General features: G+C 70.4%; 13 protein-coding genes and 1 pseudogene. 6 read left to right on the top strand and 8 right to left on the bottom strand.

Annotated elements, in window-relative coordinates:
• The first annotated feature begins 408 nt into the window (after positions 1-408).
• On the top strand, positions 409-2,394 hold the full coding sequence (locus V7026_RS04030) for a DNA topoisomerase IV subunit B (protein WP_334154000.1): 1,986 nt from the start codon (positions 409-411) through the stop codon (positions 2,392-2,394).
• A 31-nt stretch (positions 2,395-2,425) separates the two neighbouring features.
• Here the strand turns inward: V7026_RS04030 and V7026_RS04025 are convergent, their stop codons facing one another.
• Positions 2,426-3,928: an ArnT family glycosyltransferase gene (locus tag V7026_RS04025; protein WP_334153999.1), complete on the bottom strand. Its 1,503-nt coding sequence runs from the start codon at positions 3,926-3,928 to the stop codon at positions 2,426-2,428.
• 8 nt (positions 3,929-3,936) lie between these two features.
• A complete protein-coding gene (locus tag V7026_RS04020; RefSeq protein ID WP_334153998.1) occupies positions 3,937-4,779 on the bottom strand; it encodes a phosphatase PAP2 family protein in 843 nt (280 codons plus the stop codon).
• 220 nt (positions 4,780-4,999) lie between these two features.
• Here V7026_RS04020 and V7026_RS04015 point away from each other — a divergent pair, with 220 nt between their 5' ends.
• The 4 genes from V7026_RS04015 to V7026_RS04000 all read left to right on the top strand — a co-directional run bounded on the left by V7026_RS04015 (position 5,000) and on the right by V7026_RS04000 (position 8,790).
• Positions 5,000-5,683, top strand: a complete 684-nt coding sequence (locus V7026_RS04015) for a response regulator transcription factor (protein WP_334153997.1) — start codon at positions 5,000-5,002, stop codon at positions 5,681-5,683.
• Entirely contained in the window at positions 5,670-5,969 is a 300-nt protein-coding gene (locus tag V7026_RS04010) for a hypothetical protein (protein ID WP_334153995.1), read from the top strand. Before V7026_RS04015 ends, V7026_RS04010 begins: the two co-directional genes overlap by 14 nt.
• Before the next feature lie 51 nt (positions 5,970-6,020).
• Positions 6,021-7,022 (top strand): ATP-binding protein, encoded by a 1,002-nt coding sequence (locus V7026_RS04005; protein ID WP_334153993.1) that lies wholly within the window; start codon positions 6,021-6,023, stop codon positions 7,020-7,022.
• A 94-nt stretch (positions 7,023-7,116) separates the two neighbouring features.
• Positions 7,117-8,790, top strand: coding sequence for a phosphoethanolamine transferase (locus tag V7026_RS04000; RefSeq protein WP_334153992.1), 1,674 nt, complete (start codon positions 7,117-7,119; stop codon positions 8,788-8,790).
• 7 nt (positions 8,791-8,797) lie between these two features.
• Here V7026_RS04000 and V7026_RS03995 read toward each other — a convergent pair whose 3' ends face one another.
• Together V7026_RS03995 and V7026_RS03990 are read right to left on the bottom strand one after the other, a co-directional pair.
• The gene (locus tag V7026_RS03995; RefSeq protein ID WP_334153990.1) at positions 8,798-9,178 is read right to left on the bottom strand and encodes a diacylglycerol kinase; all 381 of its coding nucleotides are present in this window, start codon (positions 9,176-9,178) and stop codon (positions 8,798-8,800) included.
• A 14-nt stretch (positions 9,179-9,192) separates the two neighbouring features.
• A complete protein-coding gene (locus V7026_RS03990) occupies positions 9,193-9,585 on the bottom strand; it encodes a VOC family protein (protein WP_334153988.1) in 393 nt (130 codons plus the stop codon).
• A 114-nt stretch (positions 9,586-9,699) separates the two neighbouring features.
• Between V7026_RS03990 and parC the strand changes: the two genes are divergently transcribed.
• On the top strand, positions 9,700-12,126 hold the full coding sequence (parC, locus tag V7026_RS03985) for a DNA topoisomerase IV subunit A (protein ID WP_334153987.1): 2,427 nt from the start codon (positions 9,700-9,702) through the stop codon (positions 12,124-12,126).
• Between the two features lie 92 nt (positions 12,127-12,218).
• Here the strand turns inward: parC and V7026_RS03980 are convergent, their stop codons facing one another.
• The 4 genes and pseudogenes from V7026_RS03980 to V7026_RS03965 all read right to left on the bottom strand — a co-directional run.
• Positions 12,219-12,689, bottom strand: coding sequence for a RidA family protein (locus V7026_RS03980; protein ID WP_334153986.1), 471 nt, complete (start codon positions 12,687-12,689; stop codon positions 12,219-12,221).
• A gap of 34 nt (positions 12,690-12,723) precedes the next feature.
• Positions 12,724-13,665, bottom strand: a complete 942-nt coding sequence (locus V7026_RS03975) for a transglutaminase family protein (protein ID WP_334153985.1) — start codon at positions 13,663-13,665, stop codon at positions 12,724-12,726.
• Positions 13,662-16,262 (bottom strand): circularly permuted type 2 ATP-grasp protein, encoded by a 2,601-nt coding sequence (locus V7026_RS03970; protein WP_443082313.1) that lies wholly within the window; start codon positions 16,260-16,262, stop codon positions 13,662-13,664. Before V7026_RS03970 ends, V7026_RS03975 begins: the two co-directional genes overlap by 4 nt.
• Positions 16,259-16,894 (bottom strand): annotated as a pseudogene (locus V7026_RS03965) (transglutaminase family protein); the annotation flags it as partial. The gene V7026_RS03970 and the pseudogene V7026_RS03965, both read right to left, overlap by 4 nt.
• Between the last annotated feature and the right edge of the window lie 111 nt (positions 16,895-17,005).

Below are 17,005 nucleotides of genomic sequence, written 5' to 3'. Positions count from 1 at the left end.
GGATGGGTTGGGGCGGGTTGCGCGGCCATGCGCAGACCGAATCTGAGGTGGAGGGCCCAAGTCCTTGAGCCACCGGGGGTGTTCGGCCTTGTCCCAAGTTGCTGTGGATAACTTTGTGGGTAAGGCGTGGTCACGCGGGGCAAAGCCACGTCCGGCAAGGGCTTGAACAGATTGCCCAATTTTTAGTCAGCCTTAAAAAATCAAATAAAACAATGGTTTGAATGATTTCCCGAGTGCGCTGCAGCGCAACCAAGGGGAGTGGCCGCGCAGCCAAGGCCGGTCCGGCGGCGGGCGCCGTGTGTGCAAAACACAGACCGCCCCGGGCTGTCAAGCCCCCCGCGGGGCCGGGACCGAGCCGCGCCGGAATGGGCGCTCGCCCGGGCGAGCGGGTCCGTACAATCCGCCGCCATGTCCGCCTCCACCACCGTGCCGGGCGCTGCGCCCGGTTATGCCGAGAGTTCGATCCGGGTGCTCAAAGGGCTGGAGCCCGTCAAGCAGCGCCCGGGCATGTACACCCGCACCGACAATCCGCTCCACGTCGTGCAGGAGGTGATCGACAACGCCGCCGACGAGGCGCTGGCGGGTTTTGGCCGGCGCATCCGCGTGACGCTGCATGCGGATGGCTCCGTCAGCGTGGAAGACGACGGGCGCGGCATCCCCCACGGCCTGCATCCCGAGGAAGGAGCGCCGGTGCTGGAGCTGGTCTTTACCCGGCTGCACGCGGGTGGCAAATTTGACAAGGGGCAGGGCGGGGCGTACAGCTTTTCGGGCGGGCTGCACGGCGTGGGGGTGAGCGTGACCAATGCGCTGGCCAGCCGGCTGGAGGTGACGAGCCACCGGGATGGGCATGTGGCGCGCCTGGTGTTTGCCGGCGGTGACGTGGTGGAGCCGCTGGTGCGCCGGCCGCTCGAGGCCGGCGAGCGCCGCCAGGGGACCACGGTGCGCGTCTGGCCCGATGCGCGCTACTTCGATCAGGTCACCCTGCCGCTGGGGGAGCTGACGCATTTGCTGCGCAGCAAGGCGGTGCTGATGCCGGGGGTTACCGTGACGCTGGTCAACGAGCGCACGCGCGAGACCCAGACCTGGCAGTACAAGGGCGGCTTGAGCGACTACCTGCAGCAGACGCTGGCGGCCGAGCCGCTGATCCCGCTGTTCGAGGGTGAGGGGTATGCCGAAGCGGGGCATGAGAGCTTTGCCGAGGGGGAGGGTGCGGCCTGGGCGGTGGCCTTTACCGAGGAGGGGCCGCTGGTGCGCGAGAGCTATGTCAACCTGATCCCCACCCCGGCCGGGGGCACGCACGACAGCGGCCTGCGCGAGGGGCTGTTCCAGGCCGTGCGCAGCTTCATCGAACTGCACGCCCTGTGTCCCAAGGGCGTGAAGCTGCTGCCCGAGGATGTGTTTGCCCGCGCCAGTTATGTGTTGAGCGCGCGGGTGCTGGACCCGCAATTCCAGGGCCAGATCAAGGAGCGGCTCAACTCCCGCGACGCGTTGCGGCTGGTGTCGGCCTATGTGCGCCCCGCGCTGGAGCTGTGGTTGCACCAGCACGTCGAGCACGGCAAGCGGTTGGCGGAGCTGGTCATCCGCGCCGCGCAAAGCCGCCAGAAGGCCGCGCAGAAGGTGGAAAAGCGCAAAGGCTCCGGGGTGGCGGTGCTGCCCGGCAAGCTGACCGACTGCGAAAGCCGCGACCTGTCGCGCAACGAGCTGTTTTTGGTCGAGGGCGACAGCGCCGGCGGCAGCGCCAAGATGGGGCGCGACAAGGCGTCGCAGGCCGTTCTGCCGCTGCGCGGCAAGCTGCTCAACACCTGGGAGGTGGAGCGCGACCGGCTGTTTGCCAATGCCGAGATCCACGACATCGCGGTGGCCATCGGGGTCGATCCCCACCGCCCCGACGATGCGGTGGACCTGAGCGGCCTGCGCTACGGCAAGATTTGCATCCTGAGCGATGCGGACGTGGACGGTTCGCACATCCAGGTGTTGCTGCTGACCCTGTTTTTCCGGCACTTTCCCCGCCTGATCGAGGCGGGACACGTTTATGTCGCGCGGCCCCCGCTGTACCGGGTGGATGTGCCCGCGCGCGGCAAAAAGCCCGCCAGCAAACACTACGCGCTGGATGAGGGGGAACTGGCGGCGATCCTGGACAAATGCGCCAAGGAGGGGGTGCCGCGGGAGAAGTGCCAGATCAGCCGCTTCAAAGGCTTGGGCGAAATGAGCGCCGAACAACTCTGGGACACGACGCTCAACCCCGACACGCGCCGCCTGCAGCCCGTGACCCTGGGGGGCCTGGATGCCGCGGCGACCGCGGCGCGCCTGAACCGCTTGATGGGCAAGGCCGAGGCCGCCGCCCGCCGCGAGCTGATGGAGCAGTGGGGCGATGCGGTGGAGGTGGACGTCTGATCCACCCCACCAGCCATCCCAGATCGGACCTTCAGGGATCGCGCCGCAGCAGCACCACGCCGCCGCGCTGGTAGATCACGGTGTGCGGCACATCCGGCAGGCGGTCGAGCCGGGTGAGGGCCCACTCGCCCGGCTCCGGCAGGCGCTTGGGGGTGATCGACTGGGCATAGACGCTGAAGCTGGGCGCGTCGAAGCGCCACAGCACCGCCGGCGCCTGGGCCTGGCGCGCAAGGCGGCCCGCGTGGCGCACGGCGCCCTGCAGCACATCGCCAAACCACGGCGCCACCAGGGCGCCGAGCAGCAGGGCCTGCATGGCCGCCAGCGCCTGCAGCCGCCGCCAGACGGGCCAGCGCCGCTGGAGCGCCACTACGATGCCCGCGATCAAAACCGCCCAGGCCACGGGTGCATACAAGGCGGGGGCCAGATCCCGGGCCAGCGCGAGCTGGGCGCGGTAGTAGGGGTTGCCGGTGCGCAGCCCGGCCTCATGCAGCAGGGCGGGCAGGTGCGGCCACAGCACCAGCAGGGCCACGGGCACGATCAACCAGGCGCCGCGCAGTGCGGGCAGGCGCAGCGCCAGCAGAATCATCAACGGGGTGGAGCCGTAGAGCACATAGTGCGGCAGCTTGGTTCCGGACAGGCTGAAGAACACCAGCACGAATCCACACCACAGCCACAGGTAGCGCGTCAGCGGCGTCTGGACATCGGGTTTGATCTGCCGCAGTACGGCGGGCAGGGCTGCACTCCACGGCAGCAGCAGCAGCGGCAGGGCGATCAGGTAATACAGCCAACCCCCGCCGTGCCCCTCCAGCGTACCGGTGAAGCGCTGGACGTTGTGGCGCAGGATGAAGCCGTCCACGAACGCCTGCCCATGGGTCAGCAGCATCGCGGCATACCACGGGGCCGCCACGGCCAGGAGCAGCAGCCAGCCCCGCATGTCGAATGCGATGCGCCGCCAGGTGGACCCGTCGCGCGTCAGCAGGGTGTATAGGGTGCCTGCTGCGGCGGGGATCAGCACGGCCACCGGCCCCTTGGTCAGCAGCCCCAGCCCCACCCAGAAATACACCCGCAGCAGATCCGGCCGTTGCCCTCGCTCCAGATAGCGCCACAGATCCAGGCAGGCCAGCGTCAGCCACAGGTTGAGCAGGGCATCGGCCGTGGCGGCGCGCGCCATGATCCACGGCCCCAGGGCCGTCGCCACGATCCACAGGGCGCGCTCTGCCGCCGCTGCGTCCGCGCGCTCGCGCATGAAGCGCCAGACCGCCCAGCCCCACCCCATCGCCGCCAGGGCGGACGGCAGACGCAAAGCCCATTCGTGCAGGCCCAGCACCGCGACCGACAGCGCCTGGAGCCAATAGATCAGAATCGGTTTGTCGTACCGCGGCACGCCGTTGAGCCAAGTCGACAGCCAGTCGCCGTTGACCAGCATCTCCCGCGTCGCTTCGGAAAACGCCCCTTCGTCCACATCGAACAACGGCGGCGTGCCCAGCCCAGTGAGCCATGCCGCCAGGGGCACCAGCCAAAGCATCCAGCGCATTCCTGCGATCACTCCATTTCTCTCAGTCGCCGCAGCGGCACGGCTGTCGAGGCGCGGCGCAGCCAGATCCGCCGCGCCGCCGCGACCAGCGCGACCCCGACGACCAAGCCGCCGAGGGCGTGGGCCAGCGGTTCGACGGTGGCGGGCACGGTACGCCACCACAATCCCAGACCGAGCACGCCGGCGGCGCCGATTTCCCAACGGTGCAGCGCATCCCCCGGGCGCGGCCCCCAGCGCCCGGCGGCGAGGACGGCCGCGGCGGCACAAAGCCACCCCAACAATGCCCCTACGGCGACATCCAGAGGCCAATGCGCCCCGACTCCGACCCGCGACAGGCCGATGGCGAATGCCAACGGCAGCGACACCGCCGCGGCCATCCCGCGCTGCGGGGGGCGAGCGGTCAGTATCCAGCAAGCCGCGAGTGTAAAGGCCGTGACCGTGTGCCCCGACGGAAAACTGCCCTGCCTGAGCACGTCGCCGATGATGTGGAGGGCTTCAGGGGGCAAGACGGCGGCGGGCCGGGGGGCTGCCGCCAGCGTCTTGATGCCATGCAGGGTCAGTGTGGCGGGCGCGATGCTCCACAACAAGGCGGGGGATGCGTGGCGGTGGCCAGTCGCGATGGTGGCCGCCAGAAACAGCGCCAAGGCGAAATGTGTGTCGCCCAGCCAGGTCAACCACCACCACAGCAGATCCGGGGCGGCGCGCGTCAACCGCTGCACACCGGCCAACGCATCGACGGGTGGGGTGAGCATCAAACCTGCGATCACGAGCAAGCACAACCCTGGCAGGCGCCAGAACCAGGCGCTGCGGAACATCGATGCAAAAGAAGAGGCTGTCGGCGGGGTATGCATGGCGAGACATGCAGTCGAAAAGCCGACAGATTGCCGGCACTGCGTGAAAATGCGGTGTCGGCGGGCGCGGGTGTGTCGCCAAGGACGGCGCCAGCCCGGCCGGCCGGTCGAACGATTAAACGCCCGCTGGGCTTAACGAGGCCTTAACCCCCAACGCCCTGGGGACACGCTTCCAGCGTGTCGGTTGGACCGCAGGCCGCGCGAGCAGGAGATTGAAGGATTGCGCATCCTGATCGTCGAAGACGACACCGCCATTGCCGAGGGCGTGGCCGCGCTGCTGCGCGCGCAGGGGCATGGTTGCGATGTCTGCGCGACCTTGGCCTGCGCCAGCCGTGCGCTGCAGGCGGAGCCGTTCGACCTGGTGCTGCTGGACCGCGGATTGCCGGGCGGTGACGGCATCGATTGGCTGCGCGCGCGGCGCGCGGCCGGGCTGCATGCGCCGGTGCTGGTGCTGACCGCCCGCGACGCATTGGCCGACCGCGTGGCGGGGCTGGACAGCGGGGCGGATGACTACCTGGTCAAGCCGTTTGCACCGGAGGAGCTGCTGGCGCGCATGCGCGTGGCGCTGCGCCGCAGCGCCGGGCAGGCCGAGGCGGTGTTGCGCCATGGCGCGCTGCGGGTCGACCCGGCCGCGCGCGCGGTGTGGCGCGACGGTCAGCCGGTGGCGCTGCGCGCCAAGGAGTTTGCATTGCTGTGGGCGCTGCTGCGCGCCCGCGGCCGTGTGTTGACGCGCGCGCAGCTCGAGCAGGCGCTGTACGGCTTCGACGACACGGTGGAGAGCAACGCGCTGGAGGTGCATGTGCACCACCTGCGGCGCAAGCTCGGCGAGGACCTGATCCAGACCGTGCGCGGGGTCGGCTACACCATCCCGCCTCGGGCGGAGGGGGACGATGGCCACGGCTGAACGCGCCCCCCGGCTGGCATGGCGGCTGCTGGCATGGACCTTGGCCACGCTGCTGGGGGTGTGGCTGGTGCTCGTGGCCAGCGCCTATCAGACCGCGGTTCATGAGGCGAAGGAGATCAGCGACGGGCAATTGACGGCCGCCGCGCGCTTGCTGTTGACCGCTCCGGTACAAGGCCCGGTTCCCACAGTGGATGCGGCGGCGCTGCCGGTGCGGGCGGAGCCGCGCTATGCGCCCGAGCTGCATGTGGTGGTCTGGGAGAGCGGGGCGCTGCGCTGGGATCCGTAAGCCTGGGCAGCGCGGTTGCCGCCGTCGTTACCCGAGGGCTATCACACGCTGGTGTTGCCGCTGGCGGGCGAGGTGCGCACGTGGCGCTGGTTCGTCGCCGGGCATGGCGCGCGCCGGGTGGCCGTTGGGTTGGATGTCAGCCGCCATGCGGAGCTGGGGCGCGACGTGGCCGAGCACCTGGTGCGGCCGGCGGTGGTGTTGCTGCCGCTGGTCGCGCTGCTGCTGGGGTGGGCGATCCGGCGCGGGCTGGCGCCTCTGTCGGCGCTGGCCGAGGCCCTGCAGCGCTTCGATGCCGATACCGCGCGTGGCCTGCCCCCGGCACAGCGCTACGACGAATTGCAGCGCGTGCAGCGGGCGCTGCACGCGCTGGTCGAGCGGCTGCACGCACTGTGGCAACGCGAGCGGCGCTTCACCTCCGACGTCGCGCACGAGCTGCGCTCGCCGCTGACGGCACTGGTGTGGCAGGCGCGGTTGGCGCGGCTGCAGGTGGGCACGCCCGCCGGCGAGGCGGCCCTGCAGACGGTGGAGCGCGAGGCGCTGCGCGCCGGCGAGATCCTGACCCAGCTGCTGGCGCTGGCGCGTGCCGACGCCCCGGGCGGCGAGGCCGCGCAGCCGGTGGCGCTGCACGCGCTGGCGCAGGAGGTGGCGGACGAGTGCGCCACGGCGATGGGCGGTGGGCGTACCCCGCCCGAGGTGCAGGGGCCGCCGACCGTCGTCCGCGGCCGGCCGACGCTGCTGCGGCTGGCGCTGCGCAACCTGGTCGACAACGCGCTGCGCCACACCCCGGCGCAGTCGCGGGTGGCGGTGCGCGTCGGCCCGCGCACCGACGGGGCGGTGGCGGTCGAGGTGCTGGACGAGGGCGGCGGCCGCGGTGAGGCACCCGCCGACCGCGGCGGCCTGGGTCTGGGGTTGACGCTGGTGCAGCGCATCGCCGAGCACGAGGGGGCGCGGCTGGAGCGGCTGGCAAGTCCTTCGCCGCCGTGGGCCACCGGCTACGCGCTGGTGTGGCCCTCGGCGCCGACCGGACCCGAGACCGGTGCCGCGTCGCGGTGACCCCGTCCGCCGCCGCGGATCGGGGGTTTAAGGCTGCGCTAATCCTGGGGTGTCATCGTGCGCGGCCATGAGAGGCATCCGCACGGGAATACGAATGGCAGACGGCGCCGAGGGCTCGACCGCGGCGGACAGCGCGGCCGGCTGGCACCCCCTGGCCGCGCTGGCCCTGCTGGCGGGCTGGCTGGCCGCGCTTGGCAACGTGCCGCTGTGGGAGGCGGTGTGGCAGGTGCAGGGGCCGCTGGGTTGGCGCGGCTTGACGGTGACGCTCGCGTGGGTTCTGGCGCTCGCGCTGGTCAACCTGGCGGTGCTGGCGTGGCTGGCGGCTGGACCGCTGCGCCGGCCGGTGGGGGTGGCACTGCTGGCGCTGGCTGGGGTGGCGAGCTACTTCATGCTGGCCTACGGCATCGTCGTCGATTCCTCGATGGCGGCCAACGTGTTCCAGACCGACCTGCGCGAGGCGCGCGACCTGCTGACCCCAGGCCTGCTGGTCACGCTGGTGCTGGGCGTGGCGCTGCCCGGCTGGCTATGGTGGCGCCTGCCGGTTCGGCGGTGGCCGGTTGGGCGCGCGCTGCTGGTTCGCGCCGGCGTGGGGGCGGTGGCGCTGGCACTGGCTGTTGCCCTGCTGTGGCTGACTTTTCAGGATCTGGCGTCGCTGCTGCGCAATGACCGCGGGCTGCGCTACCTGATCAATCCCTACAACAGCGTCTACGCCGCGCTGCGCCACGGCGTGGGCCAGCGGGCGCTCGCGTCCGAGCCGCTGCAGCCCATCGGGCTGGACGTGCAGCCGCTGCCCGCAGCGGCCCGTGAGGACGAGGCGCCGCTGGTGGTGCTGGTGGTGGGCGAGACGGCGCGCGCAGCCAATTGGGGCCTCAATGGCTACGCGCGCGACTCCACGCCGCGCCTGCGCGCGCTCATTCAGCGGGGGCAGCCGATCGTGTCGTTCGCCGCCGTCACCTCGTGCGGCACCAACACGCAAACCTCGGTGCCGTGCCTGGCTGCGCCGGAGGGTCGGGCGCGCTGGAACCCCTCGCGCGCGCAGGAAAACCTGCTCGACCTGCTGCAGCGCGCCGGGCTGGCGGTGACGTGGCTGGACAACCAGTCCGGCTGTAAGGGCGTGTGCGCGCGTGTGCCGTCGCGCCAGACCGACCATCTGCAGGTCCCGGGACTGTGCCGCGGTGACGAATGCCACGACGAGATCCTGCTGCGCGAGCTGCCCGGCGCGCTGCAGGCCTTGCCCGAGGCGAAGCGCCAGGTTGGCACGCTGGTGGTGCTGCATCAGATGGGCAGCCACGGGCCGGCCTACTTCAAGCGCACGCCGGCGGCGTTGAAGCGCTTCCAGCCAGAGTGCACGACGGCGCAGTTGCAGGCGTGTGAGCCAGCGCACATCGTCAACGCCTACGACAACACGCTGCTCTACACGGACCATGTGTTGGCGGAGCTGATCGGATGGCTGGCGCAGCGGCGCGGCCCCACGGCGCTGCTTTATGTCTCCGATCACGGGGAGTCGCTCGGCGAGGGCGGGCTGTACCTGCACGGCATGCCCTATGCCGTGGCCCCGCGCGAGCAGAAGGATGTGCCGATGCTGCTGTGGGTCAACGGCGGCATGCAGCGGCGGCTGGGGCTGGATTGGGCCTGCCTGCAGCGGCGCGTTCAGGAGCCGGTCTCGCACGACCATGTGTTCCATACCGTCGCAGGGCTGTTCGGCGTGCGCAGCGCGGTATTGGACGCCGAGCGCGATCTGCTGGCGGCGTGCCGACGTGCGGGCTAAACGGCCGTCAGCCGCGCCACCAGGTCCACAGCGCCGCGCCCCAGACCCCGCCGGCAAACAGCAGGGACAGCAGCACGGCGGCGCTGCCCAGGTCCTTGGCGCGTTTGGACAGGGCGTGCCATTCGGGGCCTACGCGATCGACGACCGACTCGACGGCGGTGTTGAGCAACTCCACCACCATGAGCAGCATCACCGAGCCGACGAGCAGGGCGATCTGAACCCAGTCTCGGCCCAGCCAAAAGGCGGTGGGCACCAGAGCCGTGGCCAGGAGCACTTCCTGCCGAAAGGCCGGCTCGTGCCAGCCGGCATGGAGTCCATCGAGGGAGTGCCCTGCGGCGTGCCAGAGTCGGGCCACACCCCGGCGTTTGGGGACAACGGGCGGGGACATGGGCGGGCGACGACTCACGCGGGCCGGTGCAGGGCGCACAGTTTGTTGCCGTCCGGGTCGCGTAAATAAGCCAGGTAGAGCGTGCCGCTGGGGCCGTGGCGCGGGCCGGGCGGGGCCTCGATGGAGGTGCCGCCGTGGGCCACGGCCACGTCGTGAAAGCGCTGCACCTGCTCGGGCGATTCGCATTTGAAGCCGATCGTCCCGCCGTTGGCGCAGGTGGCGGGTTCGCCATTGATCGGTTGGGACACCCCGAAGGTGCCACCTCCGTGGCGGTAGAACACCCGCTCATGACCGCTGGCGGCGGTGCTGCGGACGCCTTCGGGGGCCCCCAGCACGCCCAGCACGGCGTCGTAGAAGCGTTTGGCTCGGTCGATGTCGTTGGTGCCCACCATCACATGGCTGAACATATCGGAGGTCTCCTGTCGAAAAAGGGAATGGTGCGATCGCCCGCTATTGTCGGCCCCCGCGCATCGCGCGACGCGGGCTGGGGGAAAGGCCCTGGGGCGAGCGACAATCCGCGCATGAGTCTAGACGTGTTGCCCCCTTCCGACCTGTCGCCCGCCGAGCCGGTGGCCGACCCCGACAGCTTGGCCGCCTACGCGCAGCGGGCTTATTTAGAATATGCGCTGAGCGTCGTCAAGGGCCGGGCGCTGCCCGATGTGTGCGACGGCCAAAAGCCGGTGCAGCGACGCATCCTGTACGCGATGCAGCGCATGGGCCTGGGCTACAGCGGCCCGAACGCCAACGCGCCGGCCAAGCCGGTGAAAAGCGCCCGCGTGGTGGGGGATGTGCTGGGGCGCTTTCACCCCCACGGCGACCAAGCCGCCTACGATGCGCTGGTGCGTATGGCGCAGGACTTTGCGCAGCGCTATCCGCTGATCGACGGGCAGGGCAACTTCGGCAGCCGCGATGGTGATGGGGCTGCCGCCATGCGCTACACCGAAGCCCGCTTGAGCCGCATCAGCACCCTGCTGCTGGACGAGATCGACCAGGGCACGGTGGACTGGATGCCCAACTACGACGGCTCCACCGAGGAGCCACGCCAGTTGCCGGCCCGGTTGCCGTTCGTGTTGCTCAACGGCGCCAGCGGTATTGCCGTGGGCATGGCCACCGAAATTCCCAGCCACAACCTGCGCGAGGTGGCCAACGCCTGTGTGGCGCTCGTCAAAAACCCGCAGCTGTCCGACGACGACCTGTTTGCGCTGCTGCCTGGGCCGGACTACCCGGGCGGCGGCCAGATCATCAGTCCGACCGCCGACATCCACGAAGCCTACCGCACTGGGCGTGGCAGCCTGAAAGTCCGGGCACGCTGGAAGATCGAAGACCTGGCCCGCGGCCAATGGCAACTGGTGGTGACGGAGCTGCCGCCCGGCGTCAGTGCGCAGAAGGTGTTGGAGGAAATCGAAGACATCACCAACCCCAAAGTCAAGGCCGGCAAGAAGGCGCTGACGCAGGAGCAGACGCAGCTCAAGGCCAGCATGCTGGCGGTGCTCGATGGGGTGCGCGACGAGTCCAGCAAAGAAGCGCCCGTGCGCCTGGTGTTCGAGCCTAAGAGCAGCCGCATTGAGCAGCAGGAACTGATCACCGCACTGCTGGCCCACACCAGCCTGGAAACGTCGGCCCCCATCAACCTGACCATGGTGGGGCTGGACGGCAAGCCCGTGCCCAAGAGCCTGCGGCAGATGCTGCAGGAATGGATCGCCTTCCGCCAGACGACCATCACCCGCCGCTCACGCCACCGGCTGGACAAGGTGCTGGACCGCATCCACATCCTCGAGGGGCGACAGACCGTGCTTCTCGACATCGATGAAGTGATCGCCATCATCCGCGCCAGCGACGAACCCAAGGCCGCGCTGATCGCGCGCTTTGCTTTGAGCGACCGACAGGCCGAGGACATTCTGGAAATCCGCTTGCGCCAGTTGGCGCGGCTGGAGGCCATCAAGATCGAGCAGGAACTCAAAGAGCTGCGCGAGGAGCAGGGCAAGCTGGAAGATATTCTGGCCAACCCGGCCAGCCTGCGCCGCTTGATGGTCAAAGAGATCGAGGCCGACGCCAAGACCTTTGGCGACGAGCGCCGCACGCTGATCCAGGCCGAGAAGAAGGCCGTGGCCGAAATCAGGGTGGTGGATGAGCCGGTCACCGTGGTGGTGTCGGCCAAGGGCTGGGTGCGCGCGCGCACCGGCCACGGCCACGACGCTGCGGGCTTTGCCTTCAAGGCGGGCGATGGCCTGTATGGCACCTTCGAGTGCCGCACGGTGGATACGCTCATCGTGTTGGGCAGCAATGGCCGGGTGTACAGCGTGCCGGTGGCCAGCCTGCCGGGCGCGCGCGGTGACGGCCAGCCCATCACCACCTTGATCGACCTAGAGCCGGGCACCCAGCCCGTGCATTACCTGGCGGGGCCCGCGCCGTCCATGTGGCTGCTCGCCGGCTCGGGCGGTCATGGTTTTTTGGCTACGGTGGAGGACATGACGAGCCGTTTGAAGGGCGGCAAGGCCTTCGTCACCCTGAACGAGGGCGAGACCGTGTGTCGCCCCGCGCTGGTCAGTGGCGGCATGGTGGTGCGGCTGGCTGCCCCGGACGGTACCGTGCTCGCCCCGCCCACGGCCCCGGAAGGCGGCGACGCCCAGGCCGCGTTGGCTCCGGCCACCCAGGTCTGCTGTGTCTCCAGCGGCGGGCGTATCCTCACCTTCGATCTGAGCGATCTCAAACACCAGCCCAAGGGCGGGCGCGGCCTCATGCTCATGGGCCTGGAGGGTAAAGACACCCTGGCCGGCGCCGTGGCCTACCTGCGCAGCGTGCGCATCGACGGTGTGGGGCGGGGTGGCAAATGGCGCGATGAGGTGCTGGAAATCCGCAGCCTCAACAACGCCCGCGCCGCCCGTGGCCGCAAAGGGCGCGACGCCAGCTTCGGCTTCAAGCCCACGACCGTCTGGCGCGTGCAGTGAGCCCGGCGCAGGCCACGGACTTAGCCACCCTCTACGAGGCAAGCGGGCTGGCCCTGCCGCCGCTCGCTTGAGGCGATCGGCGAGGCGGGACGTCAGGCCAGTTCGGCCATCAGCTCGATTTCGACGCATGCCCCGAAGGGCAGTTGCGCCACGCCAAAGGCGCTGCGGGCGTGCGCTCCCACCTGCGGGCCAAAGACTTGCCCCAACAGTTCGGAGCAACCGTTGGTCACCAGGTGGTGCTCGGTGAAGGTGTTGGTGGAGTTGACGAGGCTGAGTACCTTGACGATGCGCTTGACGCCATCGAGATCCGTGCCCGCGGCCACGCAAGCGGCGTGCAGCGTGCCGAGCAGGTCCACGGCCACGGCGCGGGCCGCGGCCTTGCCTTCGTCGGTGGTCATGGTCAGGCCCAGTTGGCCGACCCAGGGCTTGCCGTCGTGCTTGGCGATGTGGCCGCTGAGCAGCACCAGCTTGCCGGTTTGCACGAACGGCACGTAGGCGGCCGCTGGCGTCGCCACGGCGGGCAGTTGGATGTCGAGTGCTTGCAAACGATCGTAAACGCGCATGATGTGGGGTCTCCGTAAAGGGCCTGCATTCTAGTCAGCCGGCGCCCGGCGCGGCCCAGCCAAGTGCCGTCCATTCCTGCGGCGGTGCGACGGTGACGGCCACGCGCAGCGCGTGCGCGCCACCACCCTGGATCACCCCCCGCAGGGGTGAGACGTCGCCGTAATCGCGTCCCGTGGCGACGGTGACATAGCCCTCGTCGGGCCGGTCCCAGCCCCAGCGCCGGTTGGTCGGGTCGAGGTCGAACCAGCGCTCGCCCCAGGGCACCTCCACCCAGGCGTGGGATGCATCCGCCCCCACCAGGCGGGGCTGGCCCGGCGGTGGCTGGGTCAGCAGATAGCCGCTCACATACCGTGCGGGCAGGCCCAGCGCGCGCAACGCACCGATCAGCACATGGGCGAAGTCCTGGCACACCCCGCGACGCTGGCGAAACGCCGCCAGCAGCGGCGTGTGCACCTCGGTGCTCGCCGGGGCGTAGGCCAAATCCGCATGCAGCCGGGCGGTCAGGTCGCGGCAGCCCGCCAGCCACCCACCTGCCGGGGGGAAACTGGCCCGAGCGTAGGCGATCAGATCGGGATCGATCAGCGCCTCGCGGGGAATGTGAGGGGAGGCGTAGACGAACTCCGCCTCGGGGAGATAGGACGCCCCTGCCTGGTAGCGCAGCCGGTCGCGCACCTGCTCCCAGGGTTCATCCTTCTCAGGCTGGGTCGGCGCCTCGATGTCGACCACGGAGTCGGCCACGACGTCGATGGCTGTATGCGGGCGATAGATGGCAAACAGCGTGCGCCGATTGCCGTAGACGTCCACCGCCTGCGTTTGATAGGCCGGCGGGGGGGCGACGGTGAGGCGGTGGGAGACGACCCGCTGGCCCGCCGCGTTACGCGGGTGCAGGATGGCGATGTGGTGCGACGACACCACCGGACTGTGGTAGCGGTACTGGGTGTGGTGGCGGATGTGCAGGCGCACGGCAGCGGTCAAGCCAGCAGGGTCTGCGCGGTGCCGTCCGCGTGGCTGAAATAGGTGTGCCCCAGCCGCTCCGACAGGCCCAGCACGGACGATTCGCAGGTCTGCAGCAGTTCGATCAGGCGCAAATGCGTGGTCGCCGCCGCGGGGCCGTACCCGCCCTTGGCCCCGCTGAGCGTCACCAGGTCCCAGCCGTCCGGATCCGGCAGCAGCGCCAGCAGATCCTGACCCGCCACGCGTTCGTTCTGGGGCAGCTTGCGCACCCGGGCGCGCAGGCTCGACAGCACCCAGGCCAGCGCGCGCGGGTTGTCGCGGTGGGTGACCAGCAGGTCCAGCAGTGCCACCAGATCGCGGCGCTGCTGGTACAAGGCGTGAAACGTGATGGTGCTGTCGAACAGCCCGAGCAGGGCCTCGTAGCCGGCGTCGCTGTCGATGGCGCCGGTTTGCAAGGCGGCCGCCAGCGCATGCGCCAGCGCGGCGACGCGCTCGATCAGCCGCCCGATGCTCAGCAGCCGCCAGCCGTCGTCGCGCACCATGCGATCGACCTGCGCGCCCGTGATGGCGGACAGGCGTTCGCTGGTGTCTTCCAGAACGGCGAAGACCTCGGCCTCGCCGCCGTCGGCCCGTCGCGCCCACGCCCGGCAGCGGCCGTCGAAATCGGTGGCCAGCGCATCGATCAGTTTGCGCTGCTCTTGCGAGAGGCGCTCGCGCACCTGGTCGGCAGCGCGGCGCAGCGCGCGCAGGTTGAAGCCGACGCTGGTGGCGCCGCTGTCGGCGCCCAGCTGGGCCACCAGGGCGCGCGCGAAAACCCGAGGTGCCTGGGCGGCGTCCGGCACTTGGGGCAGCACCAGCCCGCTGTGCCGCACGCAGGCGGTCAGCCAGGCCAGGACGGCGGGGTCGCTGGCGTCCTCCCCGCGCAGGCCTTGCAGCGCGATGCGGGCCAGCCGGACGGTGTTTTCGGCGCGCTCGCTGTAGCGCCCCAGCCAGAACAGGTTTTCCGCGGCGCGGCTGGTCACGGGCCGCTTGTGCAGCGCCAGCGACAGGGTGCTGGGTGCCTGGCGCAGCAAGCTCGTGCGGTCGATGTCGCCGTGGGTGCGGACCCAGCAATCGGCGCTGCTGCCCCCGCGCTGCATCGAGACGATCTGTTGCCCGCCCGGGGCCAGGCGGACCAGCCCGCCGGGCAGCACCCGCCAAGAACGCGGACCGTTGGCCAGGGCGAACACGCGCAGCATCGCCGAGCGCGGCACGATGCGGCCCTGGCGCCACGCCGGTTGCTGCGACAGCGGCAGATAGGCCTGCAGGGTGAAGTCATCGGGCCGCTGGCGGATGCGCTCGGCCAGCGCCTGGCGCTCGTCCTGGGATAGGCTTGGGCCGAGCAGGGTTTCGATGTCGCGGCCGGGGCGGGTGGGCTTGGCCACGGCCCGATCCAGCCGGGGCAGCGCATCCGCGAGTGCGGCCGCCTCGCCGCACCACCAGGTGGGCAAGGACGGCAGGCTGAGCGGCGCGCCGAACCAGCGCTCCTGGATCGCCGGCAGAAAGCCGAGCAGCGCCGGCGACTCCAGCGGCGCCGATCCCGGGGCGTTGGCCAGCAGCAGGTGGCCGGCGCGCACGGCCTGCAGCAGGCCCGGCACGCCCAGCGTGGAGTCCGCGCGCAGTTCCAGCGGGTCCAGCCACTCGTCGTCCAGGCGCTTGATGAGCACGTCGACCGGCTCCAGCCCCTGCAGGGTCTTCAGGTAGAGCCGATGATCCCGCACGATCAGATCGCTGCCCTCGACCAGCGGCAGGCCCAGGTAGCGCGCCAAGAAGGCGTGTTCGAAGTAGGTCTCGTTGTACGGGCCAGGCGTCAGCAGGGCGATGCGCGACTCGGCCCCGCGCGGCGACAGCGCCGCCAGCCCGCGCATGAGCGCCCGGTAGCTGGCGGCCAGCCGCTGCACCCGCAGGCCCTCGAAGGCCCCGGAAAACAGGCGACCGATGGCGAGGCGGTTTTCCAGCAGATAGCCAAGTCCGGACGGGGCCTGGGTGCGCTGCGAGACCACCCACCACTGCCCGTCGGGGCCGTGGGCGAGGTCGAAGGCGGCGATGTGCAGCCAGGTGTCCCCGGGCGGGCGCACGCCGTGCATGGCGCGCAGGTAGCCGGGGTGTCCTTGCACCAGGGCGGGCGGGATCAAGCCGTCGCGCAGCAGCGTGCGCGGGCCGTACAGGTCGGCCAGCACGGCATCCAGCAGCCGCACGCGCTGCAGGATGCCCGCCTCCAGGTGCGCCCAGTCCTGCGGCGCGACGATGAAGGGAAACAAATCCAGCGACCACGGGCGCTGGGGGTTGTCCGCATCCGCATAGACGTTGTAGGTGGTGCCGTTGTCGCGAATCTGCCGCTGCAGAGCGCTCGCAAGCGCGGGCAACTCGTCCAGCCCGCTGGGGCCCAGCTCGTCAAAGAACTGCGCCCAGGCCGGCGACAGGCCGCAGGCATCGAGCGCGCCACTGTGCCACTCGTCGAAGTGACCAGGCGGAAACGGCTCCCCCCGTGCGGCCGCCTGTTCGCTGGGCCGCGCAAGGTCGCCCGCGCGGGTGCGCAGCGGACGGGTGGAGGAAGGGGGAATGGTCACACGGTTCACCACCGGGAGTATCGCCGAAGCACGCGCCGCCGGCGGCGCCGACGTCGGACGCGCCGCAGATCCAACGTGAAGGGGAATTCGCGGCTCGGGGTGGCGGGGGTGACGGTGATCGGGCCGGGTGTGTGCCCGAAGCGAAAGAAGCGCGCCCGCCGCCGGCTCTTCGCCTCGTAGGCGTTGACGGGCAGCGAGTCGTAGTTGCGTCCGCCGAGGTGGGGCACGTGGTACTGACAGCCGCCCAGTGAGCGTGCGTTCCGGGTGTCGACCACGTCTAAGGTCAGCGGGGCGTGGACGCCGATGGTGGGGTGCAGCGACGACGGCGGATTCCACGCCTTGTAGCGCACGCCAGCGACATACTCGCCCGCAGTGCCCGTGGGCTGCAGCGGCAAGGCATGGCCGTTGACCGTCACCACGTAGCGGTGATCGTTCCAGCCGCTGACGCGCACCTCCAGCCGCTCCAGCGACGAGTCGACGTAGCGCACGGTGCCGCCGATGGCGCCTTCCTCGCCCATCACATGCCAAGGCTCCAGCGCATGGCGCAACGTCAGCTCGATGCCGCGCACCTGCAGATCGCCGATGAGGGGGAAGAGGAACTCGAAACGCGGCTCGAACCAGGCCATCTCGAACGCAAAGCCGTGGCGCGTTGGGGGTCGCGCGCCTCCACGCACAGCGCGGTGCGCACCACGCCGGCGGCCGATTCGCCCGGCAGGGGGTATCGGTGCGGCTCCGCTGTATTGCGCGGCTCT

Source organism: Tepidimonas sp. (assembly GCF_036825565.1).
Lineage (GTDB): Bacteria > Pseudomonadota > Gammaproteobacteria > Burkholderiales > Burkholderiaceae_C > Tepidimonas.
Note: the sequence above shows the minus strand (reverse complement) of the source record. Positions and strands in the feature narration are given on the sequence as shown.

Bases quoted from the DNA above. Each gene is read 5' to 3' on its own strand.
- V7026_RS04030 (WP_334154000.1), top strand. From the start codon at position 409: ATGTCCGCCTCCACCACCGTGCCGGGCGCTGCGCCCGGTTATGCCGAG.
- V7026_RS04025 (WP_334153999.1), bottom strand. From the start codon at position 3,928: ATGCGCTGGATGCTTTGGCTGGTGCCCCTGGCGGCATGGCTCACTGGG.
- V7026_RS04020 (WP_334153998.1), bottom strand. From the start codon at position 4,779: ATGCATACCCCGCCGACAGCCTCTTCTTTTGCATCGATGTTCCGCAGC.
- V7026_RS04010 (WP_334153995.1), top strand. From the start codon at position 5,670: ATGGCCACGGCTGAACGCGCCCCCCGGCTGGCATGGCGGCTGCTGGCA.
- V7026_RS04000 (WP_334153992.1), top strand. From the start codon at position 7,117: ATGGCAGACGGCGCCGAGGGCTCGACCGCGGCGGACAGCGCGGCCGGC.
- V7026_RS03995 (WP_334153990.1), bottom strand. From the start codon at position 9,178: ATGTCCCCGCCCGTTGTCCCCAAACGCCGGGGTGTGGCCCGACTCTGG.
- V7026_RS03990 (WP_334153988.1), bottom strand. From the start codon at position 9,585: ATGTTCAGCCATGTGATGGTGGGCACCAACGACATCGACCGAGCCAAA.
- parC (WP_334153987.1), top strand. From the start codon at position 9,700: ATGAGTCTAGACGTGTTGCCCCCTTCCGACCTGTCGCCCGCCGAGCCG.
- V7026_RS03980 (WP_334153986.1), bottom strand. From the start codon at position 12,689: ATGCGCGTTTACGATCGTTTGCAAGCACTCGACATCCAACTGCCCGCC.